Raw genomic sequence first — 25741 nt, 5'->3', positions numbered from 1 at the left:
TTAAAACTCGATTATGAGGCATTCTTAATGATTCCATTGGTGCAAATAAACTTACACGTAAGTTTAACACAATTTTTACTTGTTGAAAAGAAAATTATTCAAACCTAAAGAACAAAATTTAGTATGGAGAGAATTTAGAAAACTTGAACATCAATAGACTTTTTGAAACAACATTTTTACCTAAGTTTTTGATGCAGTTGGTTTTTACCACAAGGAGGGTGTCCCTACCCTTTAAAACGCTTTAGGAGGTCCTTACAACACTATTTGTAATTTAGATATAGTGTGTTCGTCTTTTTTAAATTAACGCATGTAGACCCCTTAAAAACTCGAATAAAAGGCATCTTTAGTAATCTAACTATTGCAGAGTAAACTTACTGGTAAGTTTAACACATTTTTTACACTTTGCAAAGAAAATGTGCGCCGTGGTACGCATTAAGAAATACTTAGCGGAGCTAAGCGGGGTTCAGAATAAATGGCCTCGAGGTGAACAACTAACTTTAACCCGAAAGGGAAGGAGGACAAGAGCATGTATGTAAAGCGAGAGTTATCTGAAGATGTATAAGATAACGGCTTGCAACACCTGATCAATATGGTTAAAGCTAAACTGCTTGAATTCTAATCTTCAGGGGTGGGACTTCACATCCATGGGTATCGCATTTAAAACCCCATGTCTACGGTAAGCACAGATTAAACTTTCGTTTGTGTGACATTCTGGCTGTAGAACGATAAGTAGTGAACTTATTTAAGAGGATGAATGGAAAACCTAAGTTGATCTAGAACAGTTCTTAGTGACGGAACATGGGATGACCTAAGGAACGCGAGTTCTATGGTTACGGAGTCATCGTAGTAGTCGTGAAAGTAACGAATCACCGGGGAGTGTGGGAAAGCCACATACAGGGCAAAGGGTGACAGATAATTGAATGTTGAAATTGGGAGGTACGCAAGATGCGGAAAGCTGAAACAATACTTAACATTATACGTGAACGTGGACAAAGAAATTTGCCGGTTAAAAACGTATATCGCCTACTTTATCAGAGTGATCTTTACCTTCGAGCGTATGGCAAACTTTGTCGTAATAAAGGTGCTATGACAGAAGGTGTGACAACTGAAACAGTTGATGGTATGTCTTTGGAGAAAATCGATAAAATCATAGAGGATTTACGCTATGAGCGATATCGGTGGACACCAGTAAAACGTATCTATATTTTAAAGAAGAGTGGTAAACGCAGGCCGTTAGGGTTGCCAACATGGTCAAATAAGTTACTTCAAGAAGTAATCCGATTAATATTGGAAGCCTACTATGAGCCTAAATTTAGTGAATGTTCACATGGATTTCGACCAAAGCGTGGATGCCACACTGCATTAAGAGCAGTAATGCAAAAAGGCAGAGGTACAAAATGGTTTATAGAGGGAGATCTCAGTGCATGTTATGACTCAATTGATCATACTATGTTGTTGAAAATACTGAGTGAAAGCTTCCAAGATAACCGTTTTATTCAGCTAATCAATCGACTGCTAAAAGCAGGATATATGGAAAATTGGAAGTACAATAAGAGTCATAGTGGGGTACCACAAGGTTCTATTATTGGTCCAATTCTGAGTAACATATTACTCGATCGGTTAGATAAACATGTGGAGCATATACTAATACCAGCAAATAACCGAGGTAAGCGAAGAAGGACAAATCCAAAATATTTAAGGTTAACCATGCAAGTATCGATGATGAGAAAACAAGGGAACTGGGATCAAGCAAAACAACTGCGTCAATTAGTGCAGGGTATGCCATCTAAGGATTCTTGCGATCTAAATTATCGACGTCTTTGGTATGTTAGGTATGCTGATGATTTTCTGGTAGGGTTTGCAGGACCAAAGAATGAAGCTGAACAAATTAAGAATGAGATTGCTGGGTTTCTCAATGAGGAGCTCAAACTTATGCTTAATGAAGATAAAACGTTTATTACACATGCGTGTGATAGCAAAGCCAATTTTTTGGGTTATGAAATACATGTTTTGCATGCAGATGACAAACATGATCATCGGACACAACGATGTATTAACGGTAGTATTGGGTTACGTGTACCACATCATATAAAGCAGAAAAAGTGTTCTGAATATATGCGTTGTGGTAAACCGATACATTTACCTCAACGTACAATTGATACAGCTTACAGTATTGTTGCTCAGTATCAAACTGAATATCGAGGAATTGTACAATACTATAAAATGGCCTACAACCTTCACACACTAAGTTATCTGAAATATGTGATGGAAGTATCATTAGTAAAGACTTTAGCATCTAAATACAAAACAACTTGCAGGAAAATTTATAGAAAATTTGGTGCGACGATTGAAAACGATGAAGGTGAAAAACGAAAAGTCATCCAAATCAGAGTAGATCGTTTACCATCAAAGATACCATTAATTACACACTTTGGTGCTGTGTCGCTAAAATGGAATAAATGGGTAAGCATAAGTGATAACCTTATACCAATATGGAATAAGCGTAGTGAAATAGAGCAAAGACTATTGGCACAAACTTGTGAATTATGTAAATCACAAGAGCAGATTGAAGTACATCACGTACGTAAACTTGCTGATTTGCTAGGTAAACGTAATACTGAACTACCGGAATGGAAAAAGAGAATGATTGAACGACAGAGGAAAACTCTTGTTGTTTGTCATGAATGCCATAAGAAAATCCAATATGGAAAATATGATGGTGACTCCTTAAAACGTTAGATTATTGGAGAGCCACGTGATACGGAAACGATCATGCGTGGTTCGGAGAGGGGTTGTTGGAAAAGTACTTAACAAGTAACTCGCTGGCTGCCCACTCTACTACCTTGTACTGTGGTGGCAGGACTGATGCAGGGGTTCATGCTTTAGGACAAGTTGCTCATTTTGATATGGAAAAGGAATTTGAGCTTTATAGAATAAGAAACGCAATAAATTATCATTTAAAATCAATTCCTATAGTCGTGCTCAATGTAGAAGTTGTAGATGATGCGTTTCACGCACGGTTTTCAGCAAAAAAAAGATATTACGAATACAGAATAGTTAATCGCTATGCTCCTGCCGCTCTGGAGACGGGTTATGTATGGCAAGTGTTTAGCCCACTTGATGTAAATATTATGCGTGAAGCTGCTAAACATCTACTTGGAAAACATGACCTTTCAAGTTTCTATTCAAAAGATTGTCAAGCTGCGAATCCGATAAGAACAATTGATGATATCGATATAATACAAAACGGGAGCCATATACACATCAAAATATCTGCTATTTCCTTTTTACATAACCAAGTGAGGATTATTGTGGGTACTTTAGTTGAATTTGGAAAAAATAGAACCAATCCGCAAGAAATGCTACATATATTAAGCCAATGCAAAAGAAGTGCCGCTGGGGTTACTGCACCACCTTTTGGCTTATATTTGGTAAAGATAGATTACTAATTAATAAAAAATAACATTCTTAGTGAAATAAGTGTCATACCGCCACGGTATCTCCAGATCCCGCTAACAAGCAGCGGATGACGTGTTTAAGTTCTCATTGGCATCACTACATATAATACACTTGAATCGTCTTCATCAGTGATAATTGTAGCACTATTACCATCGGCTAAGCTAAACTTACATTTATTTTTTATACAGGATAGAACATCAAGCAAATAACGCGAGTTGAACCCTATTTCTATAGGGGCTTTATTGTAGTCCGCTTCTATGGATTCAGTTGCATCACTGCACTCTTGAGAGTTTGAATGCAAAGTTAGCAGCTTTTCTTGTAGTGAGAATTTAATGGATTTTACTTTATCAGATACAACAACGGAAACTCGATCTATAACATCTAAAAGTTTTTTACTTTCAATAATCATATGCTTATCTTGAGATGCTGGAATAACTGCTTTATAATTTGGAAAAGTCCCATCTATTAATTTTGATATTAGAATATATTCACCGCATGTAAACTTGATTTTTCTGTCTGAAAGTTTTATATTAACTTCATTACAATCGTCCAATATTTTTAACAGCTCCATAACAGTTTTACGTGGAATGATCACACCAAATTCATCATTGATGTTCCCAGGCTTTGGCCTCTTTATACATGATAAACGATGGCCATCAGTTGCAACGCAGTACAGAAACTGCTCATCCGTATGCAGATATATTCCATTTAAATTATACCTTGTATCATCTAGTGATACAGCAAATTTTGTTTTAGTTAATAAGTCTATCAGGTCCGTATTTAGTAGAATAAAATCATGTTTATAATTGTCTTCTTCAAGAGCAGGAAAGCTGCTTGAAACTACATTCGGTAAAGAAAAGTTTGCATTTCCACAAGACATCAATAATTTTCCTTGGTTGTTTACTTCAAAATTGACATCCAAATCAGCGGGTAACTTCTTCACTATGTCATGTAAAGTATGCGCTGAAATTTTTACTTCTCCTTCTGTTAATACGGTTGCAGCAAGTGAGGCAAACATTGAAATGTCAAGATCAGTTGCCATTAGTTTTATGCTGCCGTGTTGTGCTTTGATATTTATACATGCCAAAACATCTATTGCATTACGCCTTTCAACCACTCCACTTACTCTGGATAATGTATTTAAAAGACTTGTGCGGCTCACGCTAAAACGCATCTGCTCGCACACAGAATTTTGCTTTTTGATTTCTGTATCTACACCTGCAACCTCTGACATTGCTAACTCTCAAAAATATATTTTAAATGATATCCACATCCCATATAAAGTAAAGTGCTATTTATATTTCCATTGAAAGAGTAGTCTAGTTTATACTATAGCTGGGTATTCTGTTACAATAAGTTTACTTTGTATGGCATAAATCATGCATTTTTTGATACGCTTTTTGAAAACCAAGTAGGGAATAAGTATCATTAATGGTCACTGTTTTTGTTTTTCCATTAACTACCATTGATAATCCCTGCTTCATTTTTAGAATGAGATCTTGATCTATTTTTGTATGCTCTGCCCACGCAAAACTTCCCTGTATTATGGGCAATGTATATTTAATTTTTTTGTCGATATTGAGAGCTACAGGCTCCTTGTCATACTGAAAACCAGAGGTAACGCTTACCTCATCTGCTTTTTTATCAACATAACTAACCATTACATATGGCTTGCGGTTGGTTGTATAATGTTCGCTTTTTTTTTTAGGATAGGATACAATATAACATACTTTCTCTCCATCTTCCAATGCAGTATACACGAGCCAATCTTTATATTTTTCCTTCAGTTGCACATCACTAACTGATGCAAAAGCGTCTATCGAAAAAAATATTAGAAATATAAAAAAACTACGCATGCAAACCAAATTTCAAACTTTCAGATTGTATATATCGTTTTACCTTAGCCATCGCCTGCTCAGCCAACTGCCTTATTCTTTCTCTTGAAACACAATACTTTTTACTAAGTTCATCCAGAGTTTGAGTGTTTTCAGACAAATATCTACTGATAAAAATGTCTCTTGCCCTTTCGTTGAGGCTCGCTAGTGCATTGTTTAAAATTGTTTCTTTTAATTCTTTTTCTTCATGATTCTGATAGGTTACTTCTTGACTGACCAAGTTACATGGGATCATATCTTGCAACTCCCTTTTAGAGTCATCACCTATTTTTATGCAATCGTTTAGCGACTGATCCTTACAAGCCAAACGGTAATTCATCTGCAGAACGTCTCCTTCGGATACAGAAAGCTCATTAGATATTGCTTTTATTTCTTCATTACTTAAAGTTTCCCTGTTTGTATACTGTAAAATTCTTTTTTTTATTTTACGTAAACTAAAAAATAATCTTCTTTGTGCTTGCGTTGTACCTATCTTCACAAATGACCAAGATTTCAATATAAAGTCTTTTATTGAAGCTTCAATCCACCACACTGCATAAGTTGAAAAACGAAACCCTAAATCAGGATTAAACTTTTTTACTGCATGCATTAAACCCATATTCCCTTCCATGACCAGGTCCATCAACAATAGTCCATAATTTTTGAATTTCATTGCAATTTTCACTACCAAATTCAAATGGCTGGTAATCAATTTATGAGCAGAAGAAATATCCTTGTATTGGTTCCAATTTTTTGCTAGTTGTACTTCTTCCTCTTGAGACAGCATGGGAAATTTTCGCACCCTAGCAATATATTGCATGAGATTGGTTCTGCTATCAACACATAAGCTTGCCATTGGGGTCAACATAACAACTTAAATTAAAACTTCATGCATATAATATATTGATTTTCCAGCAAAAATTCAAGCTTTGATTTGAAAAAAGTACAAATTTTCCATCTAATTTCTTGGAGACAGTAGGCCGCAGTGTTAGCTAATTGGACAACATTATGTAACTTTAGATAATATTCTACCAGTACAATGGTGAACATTATAGCTTAAACACATAGCAAGTAGTGTTATTCCAGTGCCTTGACACTGGAATGGCTTTGTTGCATAGCAACCGAAAAAATCTGGTGGCTACTGACAAAATTCATTATAAATAACCATTTAACTGTTGAAGAAAAAATATGCCACAGAAAATGAAAGTCAGTAACCAAAACGAATATAACAAATTCCTTGAAAAAAGGGGAAATATTTTTCGTTACATCGATGAAGCTATCGAAAATTGGTATGAAAATAGTCCAAAAATGCAGGGCGGCAACTATATTTACAGTGATAAAGTCGTAATTTTGGTGCATATAATTGTCAATCTTTTTAGAATTGGTTTAAGACAAACGGTGGGGTTTATAAAAGGATATCTGCAACAAATAGGAAAAAAATTGGCAGTTATCAGCTATTCACAAGCATCAAGAAGGTTTAAAAAACTTAATATTAAGATAAATGATTGCAGGGTTGATAAAAGCAACATGGAAAATATTGAAATTATCATAGATAGCACAAGTATCAGCATTTACAGTAACACTCCTGGCCACAGTAAGGAAAACAGTGCAGATAGAAAGTACCGAAGCTACGAGCAAGTAAGAAAGTTACATGTTATGTTAAGTGTGAATAGTAAAAAAGCTATAGCTGCAAGATACAGTAATGGCGTCTACTCTGACCACTATGGAGCTTGCGATTTGCTTGAAGAAGTTAATTTTCAGCACAAAATTATATGCAGATAGGGCATACGATAGGCACAAACTTTATAAATTGTGTAAGAAATACGATATAAAGACAAAAGTTCTACCAAAAAAGGATGCAGCAGAACATTCAAAAATAGATTATATGTCTGACAGAAATGCTGCTATTAGGTTAATAAAATTATATGGACAAGATGGTGTAAAAGAGTGGAAAAAGGAAGCAATTTATGGAAAGAGATCTTACATAGAAGGATTTTTCTCAAGGTTGAAGCAAGTATTTGGATTTAGCTTTAGGAATAAATCTGAAGTAAATCGTGAAAAAGAATTACTAATTAAGTGCTATTTGCTCAACAAATTCACTGATATTGGTATGGCTAAATTTGAAATCATTACATAAATTTGTCGTAAACCATCACTGCTTAAGGTGCTATGCAACAAAGCCCACTGGAATCCACATTTCTTTTTTCTAGATCCCAGTGTCATGCTACTTGGATGACAAGAAAAAATCCACTGGGATAACAAGACTGAGATAGACTAGAAATTAAACGCTACTCCAGCTTCTGCACCAACAGTGCTGTAAAAAACTGTATGTCCTCCTTTATCTTTACCGGTCGCACCAGAAGTTTTATCGAAATTAGCACCGTAAGAGCCGAAATAACGAGCTCCAGCGTAGAGTTTGATTTCTGGAGTTACGTCATAACTAACACCAGCTTTTACTTGACCAGCAAAACCAAATTTACTGTTTTGATCATTTATAGCGGTTTTCAAAGGAGTGCTAATATACGCTGCACCAACACCAACACCAATGTATGGAGTGATAGGCATATCTTCAATTGCTACATCGTAATAAACGTTAACTAGTCCTGAAATTGCTGTTAAATTATCTGCAACTGTGTCACCTGCTACATCTGCATCTTTATTCAACCATGAGTAAAGTCCTTCAACGTCAACCCTGATGTCGTCCATTTTATAACCAAACGCACCACCGCCAGCTATAAAAGATGCTTTTAAGGGACTATCCTTTTCTTTGCCTGTTACATTTGTAATACCATCAACTTTTGTGAAAAGAGGTAAAATTTCACCGTTGTATTGCAAACGAACGTAGTAGCTAGTTTCTTCATCACTTATTGGACCAACAGGATCTGAGAAAGCAGAGTTTGATAAACTTAGCAACGTTGCTAAAGCGGCTGCTGAAAAAAACTTTTTATAATGCATAATTGTCCTCGTAAAAAAAATTAAAATTCCACTTTAGCAGTCTAAGTAACAACTAAAGTTAAGTCAAGTGCTAACTTAATAACACAAAATATTCTACATTTTAACTAATTTTTAGGAGAAGACAAAGATTTTATTAATGAATAAATAGAGTTACACGACTTTTGATTTTTTGGTATAGCTAATACAGGTAAGATTTACTATCGAAAGACCTCGTCATCCCGCTGCTTGTTAGCGGGATCTAGAGATACCGTGACGGTATGACGTAGGACTTGCTGTCATTCCGCTACGTGTTAGCGGCTGAGATACCACGAATGAATCGCGGTATGACGGTTAATTATTCCGCGCGGGATGACAAGAAAGGAGCAGCAGGATGACGCCTCACCATGTCATTCCAGTGCTTGACATTGAAATCTAGTCCTTATTATGCAGCCTACTTGACACGTTCATTAAAGTTAAGTTTCCTGGATCCAAGTAGTCAGGGCACTGGGATGACAGGGGAAGGTACTAGCCTGACAACCGTCATCCCGCTACGTGTTAGCGGGATCTAGAGATACCGTGACGGTATGACGTAGGACTGCTGTCATTCCGCCACGTGTTAGCGGATGAGATACCGCGAATGAATCGCGGTATGACGGTTCGTGGCAGCAGACGATAACCTCGTCATTCCGCTACTTGTTAGCGGCTGAGATACCGCGGCGGTATGACATAGGGCTGTGCTAGCTATAGGTGCATTATATGAAGAAGTACTGGCGTTAGAAATATTAAAAAAGAAATACTTACACTAAAAGAAACTTCAGTAGTAAATTCAAAAAGGAAGTTTAAATCCAGGTGGTAAACCCATCATACCTGCAAGATCAGAAGTTGCATTTGCCATATCTTCTTCTGCTTTTTTAACGGCATCATTAAACGCTGCTGTCACTAAATCCTCTACTATATCTTTTTCCTCATTTCTCATAAGTTCTAAGTCTATGTTCACCTTTTTAGCTTTATAGCTACCTATTTTTATGACTTCCACTAATACAGAAACTTTGCCGCCACCAGAAATACCTTGAAACTCTTTTCCAATATATTTTTCTTGAGCTTCTGCAAACTTTTTTTGCATCTCTTGCGCTTGTTTCATTATTTGACTAAGATCCACAACTTACTCCTTATTTTCTATATTAACTACTTTTGCACCTTTAAACGTGTCAAGTACATCCTTAACTGCAGGTGCATAATTTAAATTACTCACTTCCCTGTTTATATAACCCGTATCAACTGTAATAACCCACTCCTGCTGAGTCACCTGGTTTAAGTAATTTTTTAAATCATTGCAAAAATTACTATCCAACTTAGATACAGCTTTTAATTTTAAATACCCAGGTTTACAATCTATTAATTGTAGATTATTACACAGTTGTTTGTAAAGATAAATTTGGTTACTCCGCCGTAATAGTTGCAAAACTTTGTCAAAATCGTAATTTTGTTGTTTATTTTCTACATGGATCCCAGTGTCACGCACTGGGATGACAGAGTGGGGTTGTTGTTTACTTTCCACATATTTTTTTGGATCCGAGTAGTCAGCTACTTGGATGACAGAGGGGGAAGGTGCAACAGGTCTGCCCTGTCTATTTCCTTGCTCTGCATTCTGTGAAAGAACTTTTTTGATCACCTGTTCCGGAGAAGGTAGATCAGAGAGATAGCAAAGACTAATTAGCATCATTTCAGCAGCAACATCGTTGCATGTTGAAGTTTTTATATCTTGAATACCTTTAAGCAACACCTTCCACAATCTCGAAAAAAATATTAAAGATCTCTTTATACTTAAATCTTTTATCCTATTCTTTTCATGCTCTGTAACTGCACTATCAATCTCTTTCGTAATTAAAAAACGGCATACTAACTGAATTGTTTGCAATAGACCTTCAAAAATACTAAGTGGGTTTGCTGTTTTTACCGCCTTGTCAAACACTAACAGAGCTTTCTGTAAATCACCTTCTAATATTGCTCCTAATAGATCGAATATAATATCTTTATCCACTAGGCCAAGTATGTCTATCACATTTTTAGTGGATATTGCACCATCTTTGCTATATAGCACTGCTTGATTCATCAAAAACAAGGCGTTACGCATTGAATTTCCAGAGTGTCGTGCAATTAATTCTAATGCTCCCTTTTCAATGGAATAACTCTCTTTTTGTGCAACATCATTTAAACGTTCCACTATTTTAGCTACAGGAATATTGTGTAAATCAAATCTTTGACAACGTGCAATAATAGTGATTGGTATCTTTTTTATTTCCGTAGTTGCTAAAATGAACTTTACACTAGATGGTGGCTCTTCTAGGGTTTTAAGTAATGCGTTAAATGCGCTGCTGGATAACATATGTACTTCATCTATAATGTAGACTTTGAATTTAGAGCTTATAGGTGAATAGCAAATATCTCCCAGGATTACTTTAATATCGTCAATGCTAGTGTGACTTGCTGCATCGATTTCAATTACATCTGGATGGCTTGAATTTTTTATTGCTAGACAGTTTTCACATGATCCGCAAGGTTCAAAAATTGGCCCCAGAGAACAATTCAAACATAAAGCTATTATCCTTGCAGTGGTGGTTTTACCAACTCCACTACTACCGGAGAGCAGTATAGATTGTGGGATTTTGTTTAAAGTAAAAGCATTTTCTAATACACGCACTAATATATCTTGACCTACTAGATCTTTAAAGCTACTAGGACGATGTTTTAATGCTATGTTCATAGCCTCGGATAAAACAAATAATGAAATAGGTATGCAACCCAAAAAGGTTCCGATATGGCTGCTTCATTTCTGATCTGACCAAATTACAGAGTTTTTGCCTGCATACCTTATAAAATATTATACTTTTTTTTTTATTTAGCAAGGTATATCCTATGTTAGTTTTATAATTTGATATGTCAGATTTTTTGCAGTGCTACTTTGGAGTAAATAACTGTTACCCAAAATACTCTTCTTCTGTCATCCCAGTGCCCAGACACTGGGATCCAGAAAACTTAATTTTAAATGAATACATCAGGCTGTTGTATAATAAGAACTGGATTCCAGTGTCAAGCACTGGAATGACACCCTTCCGGTGGGAATTGCTCTCAAACTACAATGTTCGTACAGTTGTACTGGGATCCAGATATAAAAATATTTGCAAATTATGCAATGTACAACGGATTCTAGGAGTATATGTTAAAAATAATGTCCATAATGAAATAAGCTGGATGCCAGTATCATGCACTGGAATAACAACCTATAGGTACTGGGATGACAAAGGAGAGGTGTTATGATTTTATATCATTTTCCTCTTTGTCCATTTTCACGAAAAGTTAGAGCTTTTCTAAAAGAAAAAAAATTAGGCTGCGATCTAGTGTATGAAAATCCGTGGGAAAAGCGGAATGAATTCATGGAGATCAATCCAACTGGACAAGTACCAGTATTAATAGATAATAACTTTATAATAGCGGATAGTAATGCCATTTGTGAATATATAGAAGAAACTTACAATAGCGACGTCAAATTACTTGGTTCATCCACTATTATTAAGTCTAAAATACGCGCTCTAATCAATTGGTTCGACAACAAATTTTACAATGAAGTTACTAAGTATATTATGAATGAAAAAGTAATTACTAACCGCAGCCCTGACTCTAGATTTCTTCATGCAGCTCAGCATAACCTGCCTTGCCATATGGAATACATCGAACACTTAATTAACAAGAACGTTTGGCTTGCAACTGATAAGTTCACTTTGGCTGATATTACTTTAGCGTCGCATATTTCTGTAATAGACTACGTAAATAGTTTTCCATGGGAAAAAAGTAAAATTTTAAAAGAATGGTACTCCATTGTTAAATCAAGGCCTTGTTTTCGCGAAATATTATTAGAGAGAGTTTCCGGGTTAACCCCTCCTAAACATTACGCTGACCTTGATTTTTAACTTATGTTAGCTTTAAAGCTACAGTCATTCCTTCATCAGTTGGAATCAATATAGAGAAATATTTCTTTTCATCTGATAATCTATTATTAAACTCCCTCATAGCATGCCATGATTTTTCTGATACTTCTTTTGGAGGCGATTCTAAAAATACTGTGTTAAACAGTAGAGTGTTATCTGCAACGATTAGCCCATCTCGTTTAATGTATGACTCTGCCCAATCTAAATACTTAGGATAACTGCTTTTGTCAGCATCGATAAATATCATGTCAAATGGTGCCTTTGCTGATAATTCATTAATTTTTTCCAGTGCATCGCCTTCTATTAGAGTAATTTTATCACTTAGATTAAAAGCACTAAAATTTTTTTTTGCTATTCTTGAGTGTTGAGGATTATTTTCTATTGTATATATATGACCGTCTTTCAGTAGAGCTTTTGCCATACAAATCGACGAATAACCGTATAACGTGCCAATCTCAACAATACTTTTGATTTTATGGATTTTTATAAATAAACTTAATAGCTTTCCTTCTTCAGGGCCAATCTGAATATGTTGCTTTTTTTCAAGAATACAATATTCTTCTATTGTTTTATATTCTTTTGCAAATAGATTTCTTATGTATGACAATTTTGTACTAGGATTATTACGCATTACGTTTTATATTATAAATTAGGGAGGCTTAATTCATACACAATTTATAAATATAATAATATAGTTTAAAATAATAAAAACATTTATTTTAAGTTATTATTTCATAGTATAAAATTTTAAGTGACAAGAATTATTATATATTGTACTATAGTTAACTAGTATAATAAACAATCGATTATTATGCTAGAATTAAAGGGATTGTTTATGCGCATTTCTCTTTTTAAAATATAATTTTTATAATCAATTAGAGGGGGTTATATGTCTTATACTATTGCTGGTGAAGTTGAAACGTTAAACAAAAAATCTAACAAGAATGAAGGGGTTATGTTACTACATAATCCAGCTTATCGTGAAAAGTATAAAGAACGTTTTAATGAAGCTCAGAAAAAAGTTATGGATATGGTTCAGTTTTATGATGGGACAATAATATTAATAGAGAATAAAATCGCTATGTATTACTACACTTGGCACAGTAAAAAAAGAGAGTTTGAGCGTAAAAAACAACAAACAGTAGTGAAAAACAATGACTCAGCATAGAGTCTTTTATATGGTAAGCTACAGTGGTATTACTTCACTATAGCTTTTCCATATAATTCATCTATTACGTTAGTGAAGTATTTCAGCTCTTTATACCCTTCATGTTTAACTTTATTATGCTCTATATATGACTTACCATCGTTGAGCTTGATGAAAAATATTGGAGTGGCTGTGATACCAAGTTTATTAATTGCCAGTGATTTATCATTTATGATTTTATCCATCATTTTCTTATCATTAATGCATTGGTTAAATGCATCTTGCTTTAAGTTGCTTAGTGCAGCAATTCTTTGTAGTAAAGTCAAATCACTCAAATTGGAGTAATTCCACGAATCTATTGAGTTAAAAACAGCTTTGTTAAAATTAAAGTAGTCTTCTTGTTTTTCGTAGCAATGACTTAGCATTGCAGCCTTTAGCCCTCTGTAATCCAAAGGAAAATGACGAAATATATATAACATCTTACCTGTATCTATATATTTCTCTTTAATTTTAGGAAAAACATTCTTATGAAAAAGAGAGCAGTGATAGCAAGTTAATGAAGCATATTCTATCATTAGAATTGGTGCTTTTGGATCTCCTAATAATTTATCATCAGGTAATAGTGATAGTAACTCTTTTGATGTTATTTCATTAGTTTCTTTTTGAATATGTTGGTTAACAACTGCATAAGAATCAACACTCATAAGAATTAGTAAAAACAATAGTCTAAAAATCATTACAATACAAACACTTAACTTACTAAAAAAATTACATATTTATATTAATAATGTCAAGATAACTTTTGTTTAGCAAGGCTTTCAGCCCTATCTTTAAATGCAGCAATTATTTTACTTTGTGTATATTTATATACTGAGTTTAATAAAGTGGAAAATGAGTTGGACTTAAACTTAAACTCTATATAAAACTTTACCATGGTTTTATTTTCATCTATGGGAATGAATTGCCATTCATTGTATAGATGTTTAAATATTCCATTTGATGATACAGCTTTTATCCAACTTTCATTTGTTCCACTTGGAGAAAGAGAAGTAACTTCTGATGTGTACCTTCCTTTAATTCCATGAAAAGCTGCGAGGAGATCCACAACCATTTGGTTGTTAATTTTTTCTTTTATATAAACGGCTTTGCACCAAGGAACAAAATCAGGATACCTTTCAACATCAATTACAATTTTGAATACTTCATTAGGCGAACATAGGAAGGTACCTTGTTCTCTGTATTGATGAAGCATAAATTTAGTACCAATCAAAAAAGGATCCGTATCTACCGTCAGCCTTAGTAGATTCCTGAGACCTGAAGTTAAGGTGGGCATCGCATATTAGTTTCAACGAAACCAGCAGAGGCAATTCCCTTCTCTAGAAATTATCGCTCGGGAAATTTAACTTAACTCATAACGCATAGCACAGACCCCTACTTGAATTATAGATGATTTACACAGGGCATGTCTATAGGTATATTAAAGTCAGCGATTATTATTTAATCTTTATTAAATTTTGCATTTTAAGTATTATAGTTTATCTTATGAACATTACTAAAGTTTTAATCATTATTGTTTTTATTGTAATTTCTTCAAGTGCTTATACTAATTGTACAGATCACAAAATTTTTGTGCATACTATGAAGCAACAAGTGGATGGTATATCTACAAAAGGAAATAGAAAAAACCTAGAGCATGTACACGAAAAGCTTCAGGAGGTCATTCAGAATAATGTTAACCTCAAAGGAATATCGCAATTCGTTATAGGGAAACATTGGGCTTTAGTTAAACAAAAAGAAAAAGAAGATTTTTTAAGAGAGTATGAAGTGTATCTTACGCGTTTGTGCGTTAAAATTTTATATAAATACATGCATGATAGTGAAATGATCATAATGAGTGCAAAAGCAGTTGACGATGAAACTTGCTTAATTGGTACAAGGTTCTCTTATGGCGATGAAGAATTTACAAATATTGATTTTAAAGTTACTAAAAATAACAGTTCTTTCTTGATAAGTGATGTTGTAATGAGTGGAATAAGTATTGCTATTAATCAACGTTCTCAATTTAGTGAGAAGATTGATACGCATGGTATAGCGAGCGTTATAGATGAATTAAGGTGCAATAATGATCTATATGCCTCATTGGCCTAAGCCACTTGGTAGCAGGCCGAATGATTTTTCTCTTGATCGCATAAAAGGCTTTCTTAGCAAACTAGATAACCCCGAGAAAAAAATGCCTCCCGTAATTCATATAGCTGGAACTAATGGGAAAGGCTCAACACTAGCATTTATAAGATATATAATGCAAGCAGCAGGGTATAAGGTACACGCATACACTTCTCCACATTTGGTGAATTTTAATGAAAGAATAGTTATTGCAGGCAGTTATATCGACGATAATGAATTATATAGCTTGTTAGAAGAATGCCGTGCCGTAATTGCAGAACAACCTATCACTCTGTTTGAAGCTGCAACTATTGCAGCTTTTTTAGCTTTTTCTCGTCATAAAGCCGATATAACTTTAGTTGAAGTGGGTATGGGTGGAAGGCTTGATGCAACAAATGTTATAGATAATCCGATTTTAACAATCATTACTTCCATTGCACTTGATCATACAGAATATCTTGGCCCTACTGTAGAAACCATAGCAGGTGAAAAAGCTGGAATAATGAAACCTAATATTCCTTGTGTAATAGCACCACAAAAAAAGTCTATAATGAATACACTAGAATTCCATGCAATAAATAAGAAATCTCCTTTATATAGAGGAGGCTTTGAATGGAATTGCAAAAAAAAGAACAACAAAATGGTTTTTCAATCAGCTATTCAATCAATAGAATTTCCTTTGCCGTCTTTAAAGGGTGATCACCAAATAATCAATGCAGGAAACGCCATTGCAGCATGTAGCATTTTGAGTGGAAAATATGGATTTGACATTGGAGAAGAGGATATCACTTCAGGTTTACAGCATACCTATTGGCCTGCACGACTGGAGCGTATAAAAGAGGGCAATTTAATTTCTTTATTACCAAAAGATTGGCAATTATTTTTAGATGGTGCGCACAATAATGATGGTGCTAGAGTGCTATCTCAGTGGGTAAGAGATAACTTTGCTGAAGGTGTCTATATAATTTTTGGTGTTACTCGTAACAGAAATGTAGAAGAGTTCTTAGAACACTTAAAACCATATATCAAACTACTATGTGCGGTTTGTGTTAAGTCTGAACCTAAAGCAACAAATACAAATTTGATTAGGGAAAAAGCCAATAACATAGAAATAAAGGCAGTTGAATGTGAATCAATTGGCGATGCAATATCAAATCACATATTAAAAGCCTCTATCTATAATGTAAAAACCATACTAATCTGTGGCTCGTTATTTCTAGCCAGAGATTTGAGTATGGAGAATAGCTAACTTTAATGATATAGCTGACCCAAGCAACGCGTCATACCGCCGCGAACCGTCATACCGCGATTCATTCGCGGTATCTCTTAGCCGCTAACACGTAACAAAATATCAACTGTTCTCCCTCGTCATACCGCGATTCATTCGTGGTATCTCTTAGCCGTTAACAAGTAGCGGGATGACGATCGTCAGGGTGTCATCCAAGTAGCCTCTTTTTTGTCATCCCAGTGCCCAGACACTGGGATCCAGGAAAGTTTGCTTGTGGGCAAGCAAACTAGCACAGACAGTGGTTACAACATTTTCGATGAGATTATATGGAAAACTGGATCCCAGTGTCAAGCACTGGGATGACAAGGTTATCGTCATGCCGCCGCGAACCGTCATACCGCGATTCATTCGCGGTATCTCATCCGCTAACAAGAGATCCCGCTAACAAGTAGCGGGATGACGAGATGCCACCGCGAACCGTCATAACGCCGCGGCGCTAACACGTAGCGGGATACTTAACCATCATCTACACCGTCATACCGCCGCGGTATCTCTTAGCCGCTAACAAGCAGCGGGATGACGAGTTACTATACCGCCGCAAACCGTCATACCGTCACGGTATCTCTAGATACCGGCTAACAAGCAGCGGGATGACGGTTGTCAGGGTAGCTGTCATCCCAGTGCCCCTTTTTTTGTCATCCGAGTAGCTGACACTGGTTCACTCTATAATGGCAGTGCTCCTTTCTTGTCATCCCAGCGCCTCCTTCTCCTGTCATTCCAGTGCTCCTTTTTTTGTCATCCGAGTAGCCCCTTTTTTGTCATCCCAGTGCCCAGACACTGGGATCCAGGAAACTTAACTCTACACCAAGTAAATGTACAATAAGAACTAGATTCCAGCGTCACGCGCTGGAATGACATCATAGGGGCACTGGGCATAAGTGTTGAAAGTAACACAAAAAAGACATAAAGAACTATTATTGCAAGAAAAAGGAGGCAATAATGGATCAAATAGAAAGAGTACTAAATTTAATAAAAGATGAGGATTTAGAAAGGCTAGGAAAATTAAGTGAAGTAGATAAATGTAATACTAAATTGTTGGGCAAGATTATATTTAAAGGTCTAATGAAGTTAATATTAATGGGGCAAAAAACAAGCCTAAGAGCGCTAGAAATGGTAATAAACAGGTGTATAATGGATAAGAATAGCGATAAAAGTACAGTAACATACAGTGGTTTGTCAAAAAGGTTAAAAGTTATAAATCCAGAATATTTTAAGGGAGTATATATTGATTTGATGAGCAAGATTAAAAAGCTATTACCCCAAAAAACATCAAATAACTTACATAAGTTTGATTCGACGATCATAAATTTATCGGGATATCTCATAAAAGATGGGCTAAAAATAGGCGGTAAAAGTAACGACAGTCAAGTTAAAGTGAGTGTAGGATTAAAGGATCAATTGCCGACAAGTATAAGATTTTGTAAAGGACAAGAAGAAAGTAGTGAAGATATAGCATTAGTGAGAGCAATTAATGAAGCTAAAGTTGAAAAAGAGGATATTTTATTATTTGATAGAGGAATCAGAAAAGTTGGAACTTTTGCCGAATTTGATGAAAAGGAGTACAAATTTATCACAAGAGTTAAAGTAGGAAGAAAACATGATGTTATAAGCAGGAACAAAGTTATAAGAGAACAAAAATCGGATGGATCAGAGATTTTAGAAGATATAATAGTTAATCTTTATCGTGCACGAGGTAAAGTGGCAATGATCTACGGCTAATAAAAATCAGAAATAAAATTGGAGATGAAATATGGTTTTTGACAAACTTGTTTGAAATGCCAGCTTATGAAGTAACAGAGCTATATAGGCGCAGATGGGATATAGAAGTGTTCTTTAAATTTATAAAGCAAAATCTTGGATATAAGCACTTTTTAAGCCATACTATGAATGGCATGAAGGTGTATATTTACATGATCTGCTTTGTTATTTCTTGTTTATAAAATCAAAAATAATCTACATGGGTTCAAAATAGCATTACTGCAATTCACATTGGATCTAAATGACTCTTTTATACGTTCGATTGTTTTACTGTCGGGAGGTAATTTACATGCCGTTGATCATCTCATATCACGTTATTTTTGATACTTTCAACACTTATGCGCCGTGGCGGTATAGCTATATATGTTTTTTTGCACACTTTATCTTGTACTTAAATGTAGACCAGCATAGCCTTAGTTTTTTTATATATTTTACTTCTTTCTCTGTATTTAATAATAGGCTTGAAAATAAATGGTAAGCCTATAATTGTTAAGCTTAGAGCTAGGGTTGAAAGTATACAACAGGCTTTGTGTTTACTATGTAGCTCTTTCAGATAAAGCATCAAAAATCTACAAAATTTTTTGTAATTTTCTTCGATGTTTTTTTTGCTATGAGCCTTGCTAATGAACATATCTATTGCGGTATGACCGTTATTACACTTAATGTTAAGGTCTGCACCTTTTTCTGTTAACAACTGAGCTATATCAAAATAATCCTTTTGAACAGCAAGATGTAGAGGTGCAAAACCTTGTTGTTCACAAATGTTCATATTGGCTCTAACTTCCAATAACATTTTCACAATTTTTGTATGGCCTTTTTTAACTGCCAGTAGCAAGGGAGTTCTGTTACATTTAGTAACAGCATTAACGTTTACCTTAAGCTTCAATAAGAGCTTAACTGTTTTAGTGTTACCATTATGGCTAGCTTTATGCAGCCTGGCATTACCATTAAAATCTTGATCGTTTGCTTCTATTCCCTTTGAAACAAGAAATGTTACCATTTTTCTATTATTATGCTCAATAGCGCAATCTAATGCATCAAAACCATGATTGTTTTTTGTGCAAATAAACTCTTTAGGTTTAATTTTATCGTTACTTGCTTGCTGTTTTTTTGCAATAAGCTTTACTATTTGCATTTTGTTGTTATACGCTGCTAGGAAAAGCGTAGTGTTATTTTCTGCATCTTTTGCTTCTATATTTACACCTTTCTTTATCAGATATTCTATAATTTCTGCTCTGCTGTCATAATGTGCGGTGCATTGATAAATGGTTAAAAACAAAGGAGTACGAAAATTGTTATCTTCACATTCGAGATTTGCTCCGCTATCAATTAAAATTTGGACGCTTTTTTTAGAACCGTATAGTGAAGCTATATGAAGAGGAGTATAGCCCTCTTTGGCATCTTTTTCATTAACTTTTGCGCCTTTTGTTATCAAAAAATCTATTAATTCCGTGTCATCTTGTAGTGCAGCAAGGTGCAGTGGAGTGAATCCATTTTTATCCTTGGAATTAATTGTCAGTTGATTAACAAAAAGTTTAGCAACTTTCTTGTGTCCATGCATAATGGCGTAATGCAGAGGGTTTCTATTTTCATTGTCTACGACATTGAAATCAGCTTCGTGCTCTAGTAATGACTTTACTCCAACTAAATCACCTTCTTTTGTGAACTTGTGCAAGAGAGTGATTCCACTTGCATCTTTTGAGTTAATATCAAATCCATTTTCTACTAATTGGTTTATATCTTCCTCACGCGCCATATTACTTCAATCTCTAATCAAACCTTTTACGTTTCAATAATACTTCTACTTAATTAAGTTTAAATGAATCTGTGAGAAATGGCTAGGATACTATGCATTCTTGCATAACAAACTTTTGGCAGCGCGTTGAGAAACGAAAAACTTGCTTGACACCCTCCGCCAGCCCCCTTATCATGAAACTGAAGGTATTCAGTTATCTTCATCTGTGCAGATTAAACAGCAAAAAAACAACGTACTTGGCGTCTTATTTTTAATTTTTCGCACTATGTGCACCTTATGTCTTCACAATATTTCTGGGTTTTTACCCATATAAGCTGAAACGCGCTTATAAGTCGTTTAAGACAGTATAGTACGCCAATTTGAAGGATTAGAGAGTGAACACTAATTACCACGGGGTTTCTTTTGCCTTTTTTTCTGCTTAGTAAATTTCTTAAACATTTAAACAAAGGTGAGTTGCATTTAAAAGCAGCTAAATTGCAGTGTTTAAGACTTAAAAAACGCCAACGCGTTTAATACAATGTTGCAAATTTTCCTCCTGCGCTAGTTCTTTGATCCGAAATGTCACTTCTACCTTGTCAAGACCAATGTTAATTTGCTTTATTAATGTCCTAACAATACCACGTTTAGTTTGCCAATCTAGGTAGTCTAGGTTCGATTTAACACTAGAATAAAAACCCTTTATACTATTGATAATAAGGCTCATTCTCTTCTGTAGTGTCTTTTGATCAACAACCTTTTTCTTCTCTTCTTCCATCCCTTTTAAACGTTCCTTCATTTTTTTCATTGTCTGCTTAAATTCTTCCTCATTTATATATTTTTCCCCGCCTGCATTTTCTTGACTATAATAGTCTTCCATAAGTTTTTCGATACCTTGTTTTATTTGATTTTCCCTTCTTGCAAATGTTTTATCTGATGATTCATCATTTTTATTTTCTGAAACTCTATGTTGGTACTCCTTTTTAATCCTCTCTGGATCCTTTAACAAACTTTTTATTTCTTCCCATATAACCATTTCTAACATATCTGCACGGATATATTTATTGTTACATTTATCGTAACTATTAATCATAACACGCTCATTACAACGATAATAGCTATATGTTTTTTCCCCACTTCTACAATGCGAACCGGTATAAGCATATCCACAGTTTTGACATACAACTAGACCTTGTAGTAGATTTCTCTCTTTTCCTTTCACTTTCTGCATTCTTGCTCTTTTTTTATTTTCATCCAGCTGCTCTTGCACTACATCAAATAATTCTTCATCAACTATTTTTGGTACTGGTATATAAATCCAATTCTCTTTATCTGTACGGTGGACAGAAACTTTTTTCATCTTTTGTTTAGACCTTCTTCCTGTTGCCTTCCATGATGCTGTTTCAATTCTTCTTACTCTACCAAAAGCTGCTTGTCCTTTATATGCGGGATTTTTTAATATGCTACAAATCGTTGCTGGATACCAATTCTCCTGTCCAGTTCTTGTTCTAATTGACCTCTCTTTTAGCCTCAGTGTAGCTGCCCTTATACCTATTCTTTCTTGACCTATCCACTCAAATAGTTCACACACTACTTTTGCTTCCTCTTCATTAATTTCAAATTTGGCTTCTCCTGTTACATGCCTTTTTATATATCGATAACCATAAGGTGCTTTGCTCATTACACTTACACGACCTTTTCTTGCTGCATGGAGTTTCCCTCTACGGCTTCTTTCCATAATCTTTGTGCATTCGTATTCTGACACTAATCCTTGCATTCCTAGTAATAATTTAGACTCTGGATTATTTTCATTTGCATGATTTAAGAATATTACTTCTACTCCTGCTTTCTCAAATTCATCAAGTAATATCATTTGGTGTGCAGATTTCCTTGACAACCGGTCAGGTGAATGAATATAAACTTTATTAATTTGACTTTCTGCTATTTTATCACGTAACTCATCTAAACCTCTACGCTCTAAATTCCACCCACTAAAGCCATTGTCCTTAAATTCATACTCATCTAATAACTCATGTTTGTCTGCAGCAATTCTATGCTTGAGCTCTGCAATTTGGCTCTCTATTGTATTGTTCTGTGCTTGGCTCCTCGATGAAACTCTCGCATATAAGGCCACTGTTGTCATTTTTTTCCACCTCCTTTTCGTTGTTTCTTTTTACCGCATACCTTAGTAACAGCTCGTACGCGTCTGATAGATGTTTATCTGCTAACTGATCAGGCTCATATCGACAGGTCACAGTTAACGTTCTTTTTCTCATAGTTTCTCCTGTAAATATTTTTGTAGTTCGGGCACTCCTTTTTTCCATAAATCCATTACTCTTGCGAAAAAGACGCAACTGTTAACCCTTGTTTTTCTCAGCTTTTATGCAAAATTTTAGAAACACATAGCTTGTAGCCTACCTTTTACTCCCTTCTCTTACAGAAAGCTCTTTTTATAGCTCTTTTATCTTCTCATCCATATCTTCTAGCTCTTTTTCCACTTCCATCAGTGCCTTCTTGACCAATGGTGCTTCTTCTAGCTTTTCCCTTATTTCTTCAAACCTTCTTTCTCCTTTTTCTTTTAGGTTTAGGCTCAATATCGCATCTACTGTCCGCTCCGATAACTCCCTTAGTTTTTCTAGCAACTCTTCAGTTCTCGCATAATACATTGCTGTTTTGCCAAATTTATCCTTTTGCTCTACATTTGCTCCAGCTTTTACTAGCTCTTTTATTATCTCTTTTGTTATCCTTCCTTCTCCTGTTTTGCATGCTATATGCAGTGATGTATATCCTTTTTGGTCTCTCGCATTTACGTCACCTCCCGCTTCTAATATCGCTCTCACATTCCCTATTTCCCTCATAAATACTGCTTCATGTAGGGGGGTCCTTCCTATGTAGTTCCCAGTATTAACATTTGACCCTCCTTTTATTAGCTCCCTTACCGTCTCTTCATACCCCATTAGACTCGCATAATGTAATGCCGTATTTCTTTTACCGTTTCTAGCATTTACATCTACTCCTTCCTCCAATAGTACTTTTACATTCTCTACCTTTCCATAGAATGCTGCTAGGTGTAATGGTATTTCTCCGCTTTTGTTTTCTATATTTGTTTTTGCTCCCTTTTCTATCAGTAACTTTATTACTTCTGGGTCTGACACTTGTGCTGCTCGGTGCAATATTGTGCAACCTGCTGCGTCTTTTTCATTTATTCCACGAAATGAATTCTCCTTTAATTTTTCCAGTTTTTTGTTTAACGTAAATAACATATGTACCTCACAAAATTAGCTTTTTTAGCGCAAGATAAATTTCTTATGTTTACTTGCTACTATTTAAGTTATGCGTGTTTTAGCATAAAAAGGCAAGTCTTTTTTCGTGTAGTACACCTTTTTTAACTAAATACTAATATAGTATATGAAGATATAAATATATATGCTTAACGCATTAAACATATTACTTGCGTCTCTTTCCAAGACCTGTTCAAATGACGATGTTCGTGCCACGTTAGTACACCTGGGTAAAACACTAAAATGTAATTTTCCGGTTCATGTATTGAATCCTTTTGCTCTGAATTTAAATCGCTTTCAAAATGAACATAGTGCTCTGCTACACCATATCTTATAACTTTTTGATCGGTAGAGTTTTCTACTTTGTAATGATAGGTAACACTGAATCTTTCTAAAATTGGCTTGTATTTAAAATTCCACAGTTGTTCAGATAGTTTATCACTTCCTAGTAAAAACTTGCTCCCTTCTTCTTCTGCATTCGTAACCGGAAAACACGCGTTTATTTCTCCTAAACTCCAACTGTCCGATAATACTATCTGCGCTTTAGCAAACTTAATTGCCGGTAATAAGCTCTGTGGTAGCGGATATAGCGCTTTGAAGTTATACCACACATGATTTCTTTCATAGATGCCTCTGTAATTCTTCATGTGGGGCTCGGTTTCTCCAAGTATTGCTACATCTAGCCTATACAGATCATTACTTAATGCTTGCTCGTAATGAACTCGAAAAGTACCAAACTTAAAAGTTGGATTTAATATTTTTAGCTCAAATGAGTTCTTCCGACCAAATGATAACACCGGTCCATCTTTTTCGATCTTTGTACCAGAGTAGTCTGATAATAAGCTGCCAAAAAAGCTTTCATCTAAAATAAATCTTCCAATATTATAGTGGTCATTGAAAAGCCTCATTAGCCTCGATCTTGCTGGCAATGATAGTTTTGCTAGTTCTACTACTGCATCCACGAAGAAGTCATTCGGTACATCTCTTATCCCTACCTGCAACTCAAAAAAGTGTTTACCGGGTGGCTCTTCAATGATCGTAATATCTTCTATATTTGCCCATTTTAATGCTATTTTAAGTGATTCTGGTGTGCCACGCAGTCTTTGAAATTTTATCCCTTCTTTTATCGCCTTTCCTTTGTCTGTTACCCAACGCAGAATTTCCCCCAATCCATATTCTTCTATTATCCACGGTAGTATTTCATCTTTAGAATTAAACTTAAATCCTTTTATCCTGCTTGGATCAACTTTGTAATCGATAGCCTCTACTATGGCTCTTTCTTCTTTTGTGCTATTAGGTGGAAGTAACATTAGCTTTTGCCCATTAATTCGATTTCTAGCTTGCCTAAACAAACGCACTCATTCCCCAGTACCACAACATCTTTTCTTGGCTCTATTAATTCCACGTTTTCCACTCCTTCTATAAATAGATTTGCTATAATCCACGCCCTTGTTACACTCCATCCCAATCTTTTCGTTGTTTCAAATTTTTCTATAAATCTCTTCTTCACTGTTTCAACAATATCTGGTCTTTTAATACTAATTCTGCTGTGGATATTTATTTCAATAATATTGCAACCAACTACTGTTATCGTATCTGTTAATACCCTTATATCATCCCTGGTGACTTGCTTTTTTACAATATCCAGTAGTTCTTCAGATGCTATGCCATTTGTGGATAACTCCGTGGATAAAATCGAGATCTCTACACTCCCTGGCACTTTTGATTCAACCAGCGCATCCTTTACTCTTCTATCTGCTGAGAGTGCTTGAAACCTATAATGCTCTTTACTTCCTCCAGTGCTTGAGCCAACTATTCTTGCCTTGATTCTTTTTCTAAATCGTTCGTCATCTTCTTCTTTTTCTCTCTCAACTCCGTAAAACTCAGCTAAACGATCTAAGTCTTCTCCTCCTGCGAACTTAAGTAAATTACTTTTTACCGCTTCATTTATTCTTTGTCTAAGCAAAAGTTCTCGCCAGGCTGCTACCTCTAAAATCTTTATTGCTGGGTCACTTTCCACCAATCCTGTAAAACTTTTATCTCGATTTACTAACTCTTCTTTCATCCGCGAAAAGATTTCCTCGAAGTTCAGTAGTTCGATAATATTTGGCTGCTCCAT

27 protein-coding genes, 2 other RNA genes and 2 pseudogenes are annotated in these 25741 nt (G+C 35.2%); 13 read left to right on the top strand and 18 right to left on the bottom strand.

The annotated features are described in order from the left end of the window. Window positions 1-945: 945 nt before the first annotated feature. Entirely contained in the window at window positions 946-2739 is a 1794-nt protein-coding gene (locus ABWU69_RS01745) for a reverse transcriptase/maturase family protein (protein WP_265034303.1), read from the top strand. Window positions 2740-2843: 104 nt separating this feature from the next. Beyond that, window positions 2844-3449: pseudogene (gene truA, locus ABWU69_RS01740) on the top strand (tRNA pseudouridine(38-40) synthase TruA); the annotation flags it as partial. 86 nt (window positions 3450-3535) lie between these two features. Here the strand turns inward: truA and dnaN are convergent. The 3 genes from dnaN to ABWU69_RS01725 all read right to left on the bottom strand — a co-directional run bounded on the left by dnaN (window position 3536) and on the right by ABWU69_RS01725 (window position 6201). Further along, on the bottom strand, window positions 3536-4693 hold the full coding sequence (gene dnaN / locus ABWU69_RS01735) for a DNA polymerase III subunit beta (RefSeq protein ID WP_265034555.1): 1158 nt from the start codon (window positions 4691-4693) through the stop codon (window positions 3536-3538). A gap of 124 nt (window positions 4694-4817) precedes the next feature. Further along, window positions 4818-5315 (bottom strand): invasion associated locus B family protein, encoded by a 498-nt coding sequence (locus tag ABWU69_RS01730; protein ID WP_353285309.1) that lies wholly within the window; start codon window positions 5313-5315, stop codon window positions 4818-4820. Next, window positions 5308-6201, bottom strand: a complete 894-nt coding sequence (locus ABWU69_RS01725; protein ID WP_265034553.1) for an RNA polymerase factor sigma-32 — start codon at window positions 6199-6201, stop codon at window positions 5308-5310. Before ABWU69_RS01725 ends, ABWU69_RS01730 begins: the two co-directional genes overlap by 8 nt. 320 nt (window positions 6202-6521) lie before the next feature. Here ABWU69_RS01725 and ABWU69_RS01720 point away from each other — a divergent pair, with 320 nt between their 5' ends. After that, complete coding sequence (locus tag ABWU69_RS01720) at window positions 6522-7115, top strand: transposase (protein ID WP_353284976.1); 594 nt, start codon at window positions 6522-6524, stop codon at window positions 7113-7115. Then, entirely contained in the window at window positions 7057-7470 is a 414-nt protein-coding gene (locus tag ABWU69_RS01715; protein WP_353284975.1) for a transposase, read from the top strand. Before ABWU69_RS01720 ends, ABWU69_RS01715 begins: the two co-directional genes overlap by 59 nt. A gap of 137 nt (window positions 7471-7607) precedes the next feature. On the opposite strand, the gene ABWU69_RS01710 is transcribed toward ABWU69_RS01715, so the two are convergent. Continuing rightward, window positions 7608-8288, bottom strand: a complete 681-nt coding sequence (locus ABWU69_RS01710) for an acyloxyacyl hydrolase (RefSeq protein ID WP_265034551.1) — start codon at window positions 8286-8288, stop codon at window positions 7608-7610. Between the two features lie 383 nt (window positions 8289-8671). On the opposite strand from ABWU69_RS01710, the gene ABWU69_RS01705 reads away from it, so the two are divergent. Further along, on the top strand, window positions 8672-8836 hold the full coding sequence (locus ABWU69_RS01705) for a hypothetical protein (RefSeq protein ID WP_265034550.1): 165 nt from the start codon (window positions 8672-8674) through the stop codon (window positions 8834-8836). A 257-nt stretch (window positions 8837-9093) separates the two neighbouring features. Here ABWU69_RS01705 and ABWU69_RS01700 read toward each other — a convergent pair whose 3' ends face one another. The 3 genes from ABWU69_RS01700 to ffs form a co-directional block, all read right to left on the bottom strand. After that, window positions 9094-9408 carry a YbaB/EbfC family nucleoid-associated protein gene (locus ABWU69_RS01700; protein ID WP_320109942.1) on the bottom strand — a complete coding sequence of 105 codons (315 nt, stop codon included), beginning with the start codon at window positions 9406-9408 and terminating at the stop codon, window positions 9094-9096. 21 nt (window positions 9409-9429) lie between these two features. Further along, on the bottom strand, window positions 9430-11031 hold the full coding sequence (dnaX, locus tag ABWU69_RS01695; protein ID WP_265034549.1) for a DNA polymerase III subunit gamma/tau: 1602 nt from the start codon (window positions 11029-11031) through the stop codon (window positions 9430-9432). Window positions 11032-11052: 21 nt separating this feature from the next. After that, window positions 11053-11142, bottom strand: an RNA gene (gene ffs, locus ABWU69_RS01690) — signal recognition particle sRNA small type. Window positions 11143-11267: 125 nt separating this feature from the next. Between ffs and ABWU69_RS08005 the strand changes: the two are divergent. Together ABWU69_RS08005 and ABWU69_RS01680 are read left to right on the top strand one after the other, a co-directional pair. Continuing rightward, window positions 11268-11474, top strand: a pseudogene (locus ABWU69_RS08005) (WPE palindromic element domain-containing protein); the annotation flags it as partial. Between the two features lie 107 nt (window positions 11475-11581). Next, window positions 11582-12235, top strand: coding sequence for a glutathione S-transferase family protein (locus ABWU69_RS01680; protein WP_265034548.1), 654 nt, complete (start codon window positions 11582-11584; stop codon window positions 12233-12235). A 1-nt stretch (window position 12236) separates the two neighbouring features. Here ABWU69_RS01680 and ABWU69_RS01675 read toward each other — a convergent pair whose 3' ends face one another. Continuing rightward, window positions 12237-12884, bottom strand: coding sequence for an O-methyltransferase (locus ABWU69_RS01675; RefSeq protein ID WP_265034547.1), 648 nt, complete (start codon window positions 12882-12884; stop codon window positions 12237-12239). 258 nt (window positions 12885-13142) lie between these two features. Here ABWU69_RS01675 and ABWU69_RS01670 point away from each other — a divergent pair, with 258 nt between their 5' ends. Beyond that, entirely contained in the window at window positions 13143-13421 is a 279-nt protein-coding gene (locus ABWU69_RS01670) for a DUF2671 domain-containing protein (protein WP_250295262.1), read from the top strand. Window positions 13422-13450: 29 nt separating this feature from the next. Here ABWU69_RS01670 and ABWU69_RS01665 read toward each other — a convergent pair whose 3' ends face one another. The 3 genes from ABWU69_RS01665 to ssrS all read right to left on the bottom strand — a co-directional run bounded on the left by ABWU69_RS01665 (window position 13451) and on the right by ssrS (window position 14833). Next, window positions 13451-14137, bottom strand: a complete 687-nt coding sequence (locus ABWU69_RS01665) for a DsbA family protein (RefSeq protein WP_265034546.1) — start codon at window positions 14135-14137, stop codon at window positions 13451-13453. Between the two features lie 53 nt (window positions 14138-14190). Continuing rightward, complete coding sequence (locus tag ABWU69_RS01660) at window positions 14191-14670, bottom strand: type II toxin-antitoxin system RatA family toxin (RefSeq protein WP_265027108.1); 480 nt, start codon at window positions 14668-14670, stop codon at window positions 14191-14193. Between the two features lies 1 nt (window position 14671). Beyond that, window positions 14672-14833: non-coding RNA, 6S RNA (gene ssrS / locus ABWU69_RS01655), on the bottom strand. A gap of 109 nt (window positions 14834-14942) precedes the next feature. Here ssrS and ABWU69_RS01650 point away from each other — a divergent pair. From ABWU69_RS01650 to ABWU69_RS01640, 3 genes are all read left to right on the top strand, one after another. Further along, on the top strand, window positions 14943-15548 hold the full coding sequence (locus ABWU69_RS01650) for a phospholipid-binding protein MlaC (protein WP_265034545.1): 606 nt from the start codon (window positions 14943-14945) through the stop codon (window positions 15546-15548). After that, window positions 15523-16812, top strand: coding sequence for a bifunctional folylpolyglutamate synthase/dihydrofolate synthase (locus ABWU69_RS01645; protein ID WP_265034544.1), 1290 nt, complete (start codon window positions 15523-15525; stop codon window positions 16810-16812). The genes ABWU69_RS01650 and ABWU69_RS01645 overlap by 26 nt, the downstream gene beginning before the upstream one ends. Before the next feature lie 207 nt (window positions 16813-17019). Beyond that, window positions 17020-17154, top strand: coding sequence for a hypothetical protein (locus tag ABWU69_RS01640; protein ID WP_265034543.1), 135 nt, complete (start codon window positions 17020-17022; stop codon window positions 17152-17154). A 432-nt stretch (window positions 17155-17586) separates the two neighbouring features. Here ABWU69_RS01640 and ABWU69_RS01635 read toward each other — a convergent pair whose 3' ends face one another. Next, window positions 17587-17745, bottom strand: a complete 159-nt coding sequence (locus tag ABWU69_RS01635) for a hypothetical protein (RefSeq protein ID WP_341812821.1) — start codon at window positions 17743-17745, stop codon at window positions 17587-17589. A 45-nt stretch (window positions 17746-17790) separates the two neighbouring features. On the opposite strand from ABWU69_RS01635, the gene ABWU69_RS01630 reads away from it, so the two are divergent. Both ABWU69_RS01630 and ABWU69_RS01625 read left to right on the top strand, forming a co-directional pair. After that, the gene (locus tag ABWU69_RS01630; RefSeq protein ID WP_265034540.1) at window positions 17791-18570 is read left to right on the top strand and encodes a hypothetical protein; all 780 of its coding nucleotides are present in this window, start codon (window positions 17791-17793) and stop codon (window positions 18568-18570) included. A gap of 56 nt (window positions 18571-18626) precedes the next feature. Continuing rightward, complete coding sequence (locus ABWU69_RS01625) at window positions 18627-18791, top strand: transposase (protein ID WP_353285420.1); 165 nt, start codon at window positions 18627-18629, stop codon at window positions 18789-18791. A 209-nt stretch (window positions 18792-19000) separates the two neighbouring features. On the opposite strand, the gene ABWU69_RS01620 is transcribed toward ABWU69_RS01625, so the two are convergent. The 6 genes from ABWU69_RS01620 to ABWU69_RS01595 form a co-directional block, all read right to left on the bottom strand. Further along, window positions 19001-20365, bottom strand: coding sequence for an ankyrin repeat domain-containing protein (locus ABWU69_RS01620; RefSeq protein ID WP_353285308.1), 1365 nt, complete (start codon window positions 20363-20365; stop codon window positions 19001-19003). A gap of 490 nt (window positions 20366-20855) precedes the next feature. After that, a complete protein-coding gene (locus ABWU69_RS01615) occupies window positions 20856-22484 on the bottom strand; it encodes a recombinase family protein (RefSeq protein ID WP_353285307.1) in 1629 nt (542 codons plus the stop codon). Further along, window positions 22393-22617, bottom strand: a complete 225-nt coding sequence (locus ABWU69_RS01610) for a hypothetical protein (RefSeq protein WP_341817271.1) — start codon at window positions 22615-22617, stop codon at window positions 22393-22395. Before ABWU69_RS01610 ends, ABWU69_RS01615 begins: the two co-directional genes overlap by 92 nt. Before the next feature lie 174 nt (window positions 22618-22791). Continuing rightward, a complete protein-coding gene (locus ABWU69_RS01605) occupies window positions 22792-23604 on the bottom strand; it encodes an ankyrin repeat domain-containing protein (RefSeq protein WP_353285306.1) in 813 nt (270 codons plus the stop codon). Window positions 23605-23771: 167 nt separating this feature from the next. Continuing rightward, entirely contained in the window at window positions 23772-24932 is a 1161-nt protein-coding gene (locus tag ABWU69_RS01600; RefSeq protein WP_353285305.1) for a phage tail protein, read from the bottom strand. Continuing rightward, window positions 24932-25741, bottom strand: coding sequence for a baseplate J/gp47 family protein (locus ABWU69_RS01595; protein WP_353285304.1), 810 nt, complete (start codon window positions 25739-25741; stop codon window positions 24932-24934). The genes ABWU69_RS01600 and ABWU69_RS01595 overlap by 1 nt, the downstream gene beginning before the upstream one ends.

Source organism: Wolbachia endosymbiont (group A) of Beris morrisii (genome assembly GCF_964028185.1).
GTDB lineage: Bacteria > Pseudomonadota > Alphaproteobacteria > Rickettsiales > Anaplasmataceae > Wolbachia.
Note: the sequence above shows the minus strand (reverse complement) of the source record. Positions and strands in the feature narration are given on the sequence as shown.

Excerpts from the sequence above, each read along its gene's own strand:
- ABWU69_RS01625 (WP_353285420.1), top strand. The coding sequence starts at position 18,627 with ATGCCAGCTTATGAAGTAACAGAGCTATATAGGCGCAGATGGGATATA.
- ABWU69_RS01700 (WP_320109942.1), bottom strand. The coding sequence starts at position 9,408 with ATGAAACAAGCGCAAGAGATGCAAAAAAAGTTTGCAGAAGCTCAAGAA.
- ABWU69_RS01600 (WP_353285305.1), bottom strand. The coding sequence starts at position 24,932 with ATGTTACTTCCACCTAATAGCACAAAAGAAGAAAGAGCCATAGTAGAG.
- ABWU69_RS01720 (WP_353284976.1), top strand. The coding sequence starts at position 6,522 with ATGCCACAGAAAATGAAAGTCAGTAACCAAAACGAATATAACAAATTC.
- ABWU69_RS01745 (WP_265034303.1), top strand. The coding sequence starts at position 946 with ATGCGGAAAGCTGAAACAATACTTAACATTATACGTGAACGTGGACAA.
- ABWU69_RS01610 (WP_341817271.1), bottom strand. The coding sequence starts at position 22,617 with ATGAGAAAAAGAACGTTAACTGTGACCTGTCGATATGAGCCTGATCAG.
- ABWU69_RS01620 (WP_353285308.1), bottom strand. The coding sequence starts at position 20,365 with ATGGCGCGTGAGGAAGATATAAACCAATTAGTAGAAAATGGATTTGAT.
- ABWU69_RS01670 (WP_250295262.1), top strand. The coding sequence starts at position 13,143 with ATGTCTTATACTATTGCTGGTGAAGTTGAAACGTTAAACAAAAAATCT.
- ABWU69_RS01645 (WP_265034544.1), top strand. The coding sequence starts at position 15,523 with ATGATCTATATGCCTCATTGGCCTAAGCCACTTGGTAGCAGGCCGAAT.
- ABWU69_RS01705 (WP_265034550.1), top strand. The coding sequence starts at position 8,672 with ATGTCATTCCAGTGCTTGACATTGAAATCTAGTCCTTATTATGCAGCC.
- ABWU69_RS01665 (WP_265034546.1), bottom strand. The coding sequence starts at position 14,137 with ATGATTTTTAGACTATTGTTTTTACTAATTCTTATGAGTGTTGATTCT.
- ABWU69_RS01710 (WP_265034551.1), bottom strand. The coding sequence starts at position 8,288 with ATGCATTATAAAAAGTTTTTTTCAGCAGCCGCTTTAGCAACGTTGCTA.
- ABWU69_RS01650 (WP_265034545.1), top strand. The coding sequence starts at position 14,943 with ATGAACATTACTAAAGTTTTAATCATTATTGTTTTTATTGTAATTTCT.
- ABWU69_RS01615 (WP_353285307.1), bottom strand. The coding sequence starts at position 22,484 with ATGACAACAGTGGCCTTATATGCGAGAGTTTCATCGAGGAGCCAAGCA.
- ABWU69_RS01680 (WP_265034548.1), top strand. The coding sequence starts at position 11,582 with ATGATTTTATATCATTTTCCTCTTTGTCCATTTTCACGAAAAGTTAGA.
- ABWU69_RS01605 (WP_353285306.1), bottom strand. The coding sequence starts at position 23,604 with ATGTTATTTACGTTAAACAAAAAACTGGAAAAATTAAAGGAGAATTCA.
- ABWU69_RS01595 (WP_353285304.1), bottom strand. The coding sequence starts at position 25,741 with ATGGAGCAGCCAAATATTATCGAACTACTGAACTTCGAGGAAATCTTT.
- ABWU69_RS01630 (WP_265034540.1), top strand. The coding sequence starts at position 17,791 with ATGGATCAAATAGAAAGAGTACTAAATTTAATAAAAGATGAGGATTTA.
- ABWU69_RS01675 (WP_265034547.1), bottom strand. The coding sequence starts at position 12,884 with ATGCGTAATAATCCTAGTACAAAATTGTCATACATAAGAAATCTATTT.
- ABWU69_RS01725 (WP_265034553.1), bottom strand. The coding sequence starts at position 6,201 with ATGTTGACCCCAATGGCAAGCTTATGTGTTGATAGCAGAACCAATCTC.
- ABWU69_RS01715 (WP_353284975.1), top strand. The coding sequence starts at position 7,057 with ATGGAGCTTGCGATTTGCTTGAAGAAGTTAATTTTCAGCACAAAATTA.
- ABWU69_RS01730 (WP_353285309.1), bottom strand. The coding sequence starts at position 5,315 with ATGCGTAGTTTTTTTATATTTCTAATATTTTTTTCGATAGACGCTTTT.
- dnaX (WP_265034549.1), bottom strand. The coding sequence starts at position 11,031 with ATGAACATAGCATTAAAACATCGTCCTAGTAGCTTTAAAGATCTAGTA.
- dnaN (WP_265034555.1), bottom strand. The coding sequence starts at position 4,693 with ATGTCAGAGGTTGCAGGTGTAGATACAGAAATCAAAAAGCAAAATTCT.